The organism is Streptodolium elevatio (assembly GCF_040649515.1).
Lineage (GTDB): Bacteria > Actinomycetota > Actinomycetes > Streptomycetales > Streptomycetaceae > Yinghuangia > Yinghuangia elevatio.
In genome coordinates, this window is sequence record NZ_JBEZFP010000236.1 from 1 (window position 1) to 6,749 (window position 6,749).

A 6,749-nucleotide genomic window follows, 5' to 3' on the forward strand; every position below is an offset into this window, starting at 1 on the left:
ACGCGGTCGCCGGCGACAAGCAGTTCGCGTCCGGCACCGGCGTCTCGAACGCCGCCTCCATAATCGTCGGCGACACCATCAACAACTTCCAGACGATCACCACACGCTGACGGCGGCGTTCCCATCGCCAGCGCCGGTGCGTTCTGCCTCACCTGGTGCGATGTGGTGAACTCACGCCGCCACCGGGCGACAGGACGGATACCCGCCGACCGCCTCGACATCGAACGCACCACGCTGCACGTCCTCCCGCCGGAGCCGCCGGCGTTTGCGCTGGGCGAGGAGCGGGTGGTCAGCTCGGACCGCACGATCAGCTTCAACGCGGTGCGCTACTCGACCTCGCCGGGCTATACCAGCGCCCGGGTGTGGTGCCGGGTGGTCGGCGAGGAACTGTCCATCACCGCTCGCACCAACCCCGGTGACCTGTCGGAGATCTGGCGCCACCAACTGTCGGTCCCGGGGTGACTTTGCGCATGAGAAGTAGGAACACCTCGACACCAGTCGTGGAGCACGCCGAGATTCGCCAGGGGTGATGTTCACGAGTTCTGGTTCTGGTTCTGGTTCTGTGGAGTCGTGACCGAGTGTTGATGGCGCGATGGGTTGCGTGGGTGTGAGTTGCGCGCCGTTGTGTGTGCCCGCGCCGACGTGGTTGTCCTGACGCTTCGTCAGGCCGTGGTTGGGCTCGTCATTCCAAGCTCCGCGTTCGCCACCTTTCGACCATGGGCATTAGCGCCGTGCCGGGCGGCTTACTCGGCTTTGATGTGATTTCGGACCTTGTGGTGGAGGCGGCCAGCGTCGAGGGGCAGGTCGTGCGGATGACGGCCCGCAGCCGGGCTCGGCGGGCTGCCTGTCCGGGCTGCGGGTGTTGGTCGGCGAGGGTGCACGGCTCGTACGGACGCGTCCCTTCGGATCTGCCTGTCGGTGGCAGACGGGTGGTCGTCGCTCTACGGGTGCGGCGGTTTCGGTGTGACGAACCGACGTGCCCGCGTGGCACGTTCGTCGAGCAGATACCGGGACTGACTCGCCGACATGGCCGCTGGACCGAACGCCTGCGACAGGTGCTGGTCGGCCTGGGCCTGGCGCTTGCCGGCCGGGCGGGTGCCCGGATCGCCGATCTCATCGGCATCCAGGTCAGCCGTTCGACGATCCTGCGGATCCTGGGTGCGCTGCCCGATCCTGCGAGTGCATCGCCGAGGGTGGTCGGCATCGACGAGTTCGCGCTGCGGAAGGGCCGTGTCTACGGCACCGTCTTGGTCGACGTCGAAACGCGCAGGCCGGTTGGTCTGCTGCCCGACCGGGAGTCGGGCAGCGTCATAGCGTGGCTGGCCGCGCGTCCCGGATCGAGGTGGTTTGCCGGGACCGCGCTCCCCTTTACATCGACGCGGCCACCACCGGCGCGCCTCAGGCAGTGCAGGTCGCGGACCGCTGGCATCTGTGGCACAACCTCGGCGAAGTCGCCGAACGCTGCATCGCGCCTGCTTGCGGGCCGTCCCGCCGGACGCATCCGAGGCGTCACCTGCTGCTGGAGTCGATCCGACGCCCGAGCAGCCGTGGCCGACCGGACACCGCTTCGCCGACCGCGCCCGGGCCCGACATGCAGCCGTCCACGAACTGCTCGCCGCAGGTCACAGTCGCCGGGCCATCGCCCGGCGACTGCGCATAGGCCAGAACACCGTCCTGAAGTACGCCGACGCTCCCGCCCCTGAATCCCTGTTCCACGGCCAGTGGCAGGGACGGCCGAGCAAGCTCGATCCCTTCAAGGCCCATCTCGACCGACGCTGGGCCGAGGGCTGCACCAACGCCTGGCAGCTCTGGGAGGAGATCAAATCCCAGCAAGGTCCTGCGGCTGCCGACTGTCCGGGCCGAGTTCCGTGAGGGTGCCGATCGAAGTGCCAAGGACCAGCTGACCTACCTGGGCTACCTCGCCGAACTGCTGCTGGCCGAGTTCGACGACCGAGCCCGACGCCGCTCTGACCGGCGCATCAAAGCCGCCGGGTTCCCGCGGGACAAGTCCCTGAGGACCTTCGAGTACGAGGCGAACCCCAACATCGACCCGGCGGTGGTCAACACCCTCGCCAAGTGCGAATGGGTCAAGAAGGGCCAGCCGCTGTGCCTCATCGGCGACTCGGGCACCGGCAAGTCCCACCTGCTCATCGCGCTGGGCACCGAGGCCGCGATGGCCGGCTACCGCGTCCGCTACACCCTCGCCACCAAGCTCGTGAACGAACTCGTCGAGGCCGCCGACGACAAGCAGCTCGCCAAGACCATCGCCCGCTACGGCCGCGTCGACCTCCTCTGCATCGATGAGCTGGGCTACATGGAACTGGACCGTAAAGGGGCCGAGTTGCTGTTCCAGATGCTGACCGAGAGGGAGGAGAAGGCGAGCGTGGCGATCGCCTCCAACGAGGCCTTCGGCGGCTGGACCAAGACCTTCACCGACCCGCGTTTGTGCGCCGCCATCGTCGACCGGCTCACCTTCGGAGGCAACATCATCGAGACGGGCACCGACTCCTACCGGTTCGCGCAGACCCGCGCCCGCGCCGGGCAGGCGACCGGCACCTGAGCCGTCCTCCTGCTGACCCGTTCCGCTCCCGGCCCGGCGGACCACGCCATGGCGTGCGGGTCCTCCGCGCTGCTGGTCGCGGACCGCGCAGGCCCCGCCGGGGCGCCGGTTCCCGGGTGCCAGGTGCCGCGTGCGGTGACCAGGCCGGACACCCGCAACGGACTTGGCGGCGGCATCGTCGCCCTCATCGTGGGGGTGATCGCTGTGGTCCTCGGCGCCCTGGCCCGCACCCGCGTCCGCCGCGTCCCGGCATGACACGCCACCGCAGCGGGTCGGTCACCACTGGACGATGAGCGGCATGCCCGGTCCGTGCCGCCGCCACGATTCGGTGAGGCGGACCAACCGGGCGGGGGCGGCGATGCCGCGCACCGTGGCGATCTTTCCGTCGGCGATGTCGAAGGTGACGGACCCGACGACCCGGTCCCCGACCACGCTGAGGATGGCCGGGGTCCCGTTGACCAGTGCGTAGTGGATGGCAGGGGCGCCGCCGGCAAGTCGGCGCTTGCCCTCCGACGGCCTGAAGCCGCCCCGGGCGACGGCGGCGACGCGCTGCGGGGTGTCGTAGCGCAGCAGCTTCTCGGTCAGACCGGCGCCGTCGGAGATCGCGGTGACGTCGTCGGTGAGCAGCGCGACGAGGCGTTCGGTGCGGCCGGAGGACGCGGCGGCGAGGAACGCCTCGACGATCCGGCGGGCGGATGCCGGGTCGACTTCGCCGCCGCGGCGGCGTGCGGCGGTGATGCGGTCCCGGGCCCGGTGCAGGTGCTGCTGGCTCGCGGACTCGGTGATGTCGAGGATCTGGGCCGTCTCGGCGTGGCTGTAGGAGAACGCTTCGCGCAGGACGTAGACGGCCCGCTCGACCGGCGTCAGGCGCTCCATGAGGGTCAGGACGGCCAGGGAGACCGATTCGCGCTGCTCGAAGGTGTCGGCCGGGCCGAGCATCGGGTCGCCGTCGAGGAGGGGTTCGGGCAGCCAGACGCCGGCGGTGCGTTCGCGGCGGGCCTGCGCCGAACGGAGCCGGTCCAGGCACAGGTTGGTGACCACCTTGGTCAGCCACGCTTCGGGCACCAGGATCAGCTGCCGGTCGGCGGCCTGCCACTGCAGGAAGACGTCCTGGACGGCGTCTTCGGCGTCGGCGGCGGAGCCCAGCAGCCGGTAGGCCAGCGAGGCCAGCCGGTTGCGGCTGGCCTCGAACCGGCCGGTGTCGAAGCGGTCGACGGCGGTGCTGTCCATGCGGAACACCCTAAAAGGCGGCTACGCGGCCGCCCGCTCGGCGGGTGCATCCGGTGCCGCGAACGGTGCCGCGTCCGGTGCGGCGGCCAGGCGGTGCCTGCGCTTGGGCAGGCCGAAGGTGGGGTGCTCGGTGGCCCACAGTGACATCCGCACGATGCCCGCCTTGATCCGCGCGGCCTTGCGGCCGCCCATGTGCTTCGGCTTCGCCAGCGCCTGGTCGTCGACCATCTGCAAGATGGCGTCCCGGCGTCCGAGGCTGATGTGGTTGCCCGGGTACTCCAGCTTGACGTTCGCGACCTTGCGGCTGGTCAGGCGTCCCACGATCGCCTCCACCGCCTGCCGGCCGGTGTAGCCGGCCGAGGCGCACGACATCGGCAGCGGCAGGCCGTTGTCGCCGACGGCGTGGACGCTGTCGCCGACCGCGTACACCTCCGGGTGCGACACGGAGCGCATGGTGCGGTCGACGACGATCCGGCCGTCCCCGGTGACTTCCAGACCGCCCGCGGCGGCGATCGGGTCGACCGCGAACCCGGCCGTCCACACGGTCGCGTCGGAGGCGAGGACGGTGCCGTCCGCGCACACCACCCGCGCCGCTTCGATGCCTTCGGCGCTCGTGTGCTCCACGACCGCCACACCCAGCCGGCCGCAGACCTGCCGCAGGTGGGCGCGCGCACCCGCGGAGAGCCTCGCCCCCAACTCGCCGCGGGCGACCAGCGAAACCGACAGGTCCGGCCGGGACTCGGCGATCTCGGTAGCGGTCTCGATCCCGGTCAACCCGTCGCCGACCACCACCACACTCCCGCCGCCCCGCCCTTCCAGGCCGTCCAGGCGCTCGCGCAGCCGCAGCGCCGAGGGCCGCGCGGCGACATCGAAGGCGTGCTCGGCCACACCCGGCACGCCACGGCCGTCGCCGCGGCTGCCCAGCGCATACACGAGCGTGTCGTAGGCCAGATCACCTCCACCGTTTGCATCCGCGACGGCCACGACCCGTCGCACCGGGTCGACCGCGGTGACCCGGGCGACGCGCACGTCTATGCCCGTGCCGGCGAAGACGTCGGCGAGCTGTGGCGCAGCGATTTCCTGACCCGCGGCCAGCTGGTGCAGCCGTAGCCGCTGCACGAAATCCGGCACGGCATTGACCACGGTGATCTGCGCGTCCGCCGCGGACAACCGGCGCGCCAGAGTCCCGGCCACGTAGGCCCCCGCGTACCCGGCACCCAGAACGACAATGCGGTGCTTCATGTCTCGCTCCCATCGCTTGGTCTTCGGGAGTTGAGCGAGACAGTGCCCCGATTCCTGACAGGCGCCATATGTGTCATGGGTCACATGCGCACGGGCCTGCCACCCGGCGACGCGCCCGGCGCCGGTAGGCCGGTACTTCGCCACCACGAGCCGCAGCAGCCGCTCGTACCGCTGGGAAGCGGATGAGCATCCGGAGTCGGCCCAGGTGATGCCGAAACTCGTGAACATTCCCGCCAGCTACACGCCGCCGTACGCACTGGGACTCATGTCGAATCGACACCGCATCCCGTGTTCATAGCCACCCGGGGGTTCCGCAGATCATCGATGCCCACTACCCGACCACCCCGACGCCGCGGCGCCCACCAGTCGAGACTGCGGCCGCGCTCGGAAGCGGAGATCGCGTTCGTGGGCATCGGCCCCCGCGCGGGGCGCTGGCTCAAGGAGGCCAGACCCGCCGGCGCGGTCCGCATCCACGCCAAGATGGCCCGCGCCGTCGAGCTCGCCACGGTCATGGGCCCGGAAGCGTCGATCAGGCCCTGCGGCTAGCCGCGACCGCCGGACGCTTCACCGACGACGACCTGCTCTCCATCTTGGAGCATCTCGCGGCCGGCAAGCCGGCGGGCGAGGTCGTGCGCGCGGACGAGGCACACTCCGTCCAGGCCGGCACGATCGGCTGGCAGGCCCTGGGCCAGTAAACAACGACCCCAAAGGAGTTGAAGACCAGGCGATCGGGGCCAGTCGCCGAGGAACCACAGATACAGGTGCATCCCGCGCTCGACGACCTGGCACAACTCGCGGGCCTGCGCGACCAAGTCGCCACCACACCCGACGGGAAGCCGGTCGAGTGTTGCACGGCCAGCGCGCGCAGCTACTCCATCATCGACGGGCCAACAGATAGCGGATCGGATGACGGCTCAGCGAAAGGCCCGGACATGGGCGACTGGGCTACCGGGTCATCCTCCAAGGGGTAGGGCATGCCGCTCTCGACGACGGGCGTCAGGCCTGCCCCCGCAACGGTCAGCAGTGCCGTGGTGGTCTCTGCGTCAGGGGCGCGCTTCGACGGCGCTTCCAGTTCGGGGACAGGCGAGGAAGCGACGGAAGCGACGCTTTGCAGGACCGGCGGTTGCTGCGGGGGGAAGGGGTCGGGCAAGGCTGAAGTGCGGTCAAGGTTCACCTACTTGGCACGCCTTCCATCCGCAGGAGACAACGCTGCCGGCTCTCAGGTGGCACCGTGGTGCCGGCCAGGTGACGCCGAACTGTGGGAGGACGGGACGCCCCCGTTCGATGCGGGTGATGCCATGTCCCGGCAAACCAGGTGCGGGCCCGATGCATGAAGGCCATGACGGTCGCGGTCTTCTCGTCGGGCAGGGCCTTAGTGAAGGCCCTCGACAGCCGAGTGCAGCTAGATGTCCCCGCAGCGCTCGGGCTTCGTCTTCGAGTGCCCGGCGGCCTTGGCTTGGTCACTTTTCCGGCCGCGGGCACGCCAGCGCCGCCGAGGCAATACCGGGGGGAGGGCGTTCCGGTGAGCCATGGCTGGTCAGCCCGCGGCCAAGATGCGATCCGTGGGGTCGAGCGCGGGGTTGACCTGCGAGAGCCAGTTCTCCCCGAGCCGTTGCCCGCGGGACTCGATGTCCCTGCGCCCGATGCCGGTATCGACGGCGATCAGTCGATCGTCGGCCTCGACGAGAAGGCAACGGCAGACGAAATGGGAGACACC

6 protein-coding genes and 3 pseudogenes are annotated in these 6,749 nt (G+C 70.2%); 6 read left to right on the top strand and 3 right to left on the bottom strand.

Annotated features, from left to right (window positions below):
• The first annotated feature begins 165 nt into the window (after positions 1 to 165).
• From AB0C36_RS42175 to AB0C36_RS42200, 5 genes and pseudogenes are all read left to right on the top strand, one after another.
• Positions 166 to 462 (top strand): Mu transposase domain-containing protein, encoded by a 297-nt coding sequence (locus AB0C36_RS42175; RefSeq protein ID WP_358364863.1) that lies wholly within the window; start codon positions 166 to 168, stop codon positions 460 to 462.
• 350 nt (positions 463 to 812) lie between these two features.
• Positions 813 to 920, top strand: a pseudogene (locus AB0C36_RS42180) (transposase family protein); the annotation flags it as partial.
• A gap of 422 nt (positions 921 to 1,342) precedes the next feature.
• Positions 1,343 to 1,660, top strand: a complete 318-nt coding sequence (locus tag AB0C36_RS43340) for a hypothetical protein (protein ID WP_435839234.1) — start codon at positions 1,343 to 1,345, stop codon at positions 1,658 to 1,660.
• 171 nt (positions 1,661 to 1,831) lie between these two features.
• A pseudogene (gene istB / locus AB0C36_RS42195) lies at positions 1,832 to 2,560 on the top strand (IS21-like element helper ATPase IstB); the annotation flags it as partial.
• A gap of 48 nt (positions 2,561 to 2,608) precedes the next feature.
• Positions 2,609 to 2,815: a DUF6223 family protein gene (locus AB0C36_RS42200; RefSeq protein ID WP_358364866.1), complete on the top strand. Its 207-nt coding sequence runs from the start codon at positions 2,609 to 2,611 to the stop codon at positions 2,813 to 2,815.
• Between the two features lie 21 nt (positions 2,816 to 2,836).
• Here AB0C36_RS42200 and AB0C36_RS42205 read toward each other — a convergent pair whose 3' ends face one another.
• On the bottom strand, positions 2,837 to 3,790 hold the full coding sequence (locus AB0C36_RS42205) for a sigma-70 family RNA polymerase sigma factor (protein ID WP_358364868.1): 954 nt from the start codon (positions 3,788 to 3,790) through the stop codon (positions 2,837 to 2,839).
• A gap of 21 nt (positions 3,791 to 3,811) precedes the next feature.
• Positions 3,812 to 5,032, bottom strand: a complete 1,221-nt coding sequence (locus AB0C36_RS42210) for an NAD(P)/FAD-dependent oxidoreductase (protein WP_358364870.1) — start codon at positions 5,030 to 5,032, stop codon at positions 3,812 to 3,814.
• Between the two features lie 405 nt (positions 5,033 to 5,437).
• Here AB0C36_RS42210 and AB0C36_RS42215 point away from each other — a divergent pair, with 405 nt between their 5' ends.
• Positions 5,438 to 5,578 carry a hypothetical protein gene (locus tag AB0C36_RS42215; protein WP_358364872.1) on the top strand — a complete coding sequence of 47 codons (141 nt, stop codon included), beginning with the start codon at positions 5,438 to 5,440 and terminating at the stop codon, positions 5,576 to 5,578.
• Between the two features lie 991 nt (positions 5,579 to 6,569).
• Here AB0C36_RS42215 and AB0C36_RS42220 read toward each other — a convergent pair.
• Positions 6,570 to 6,749, bottom strand: a pseudogene (locus AB0C36_RS42220) (hypothetical protein); the annotation flags it as partial.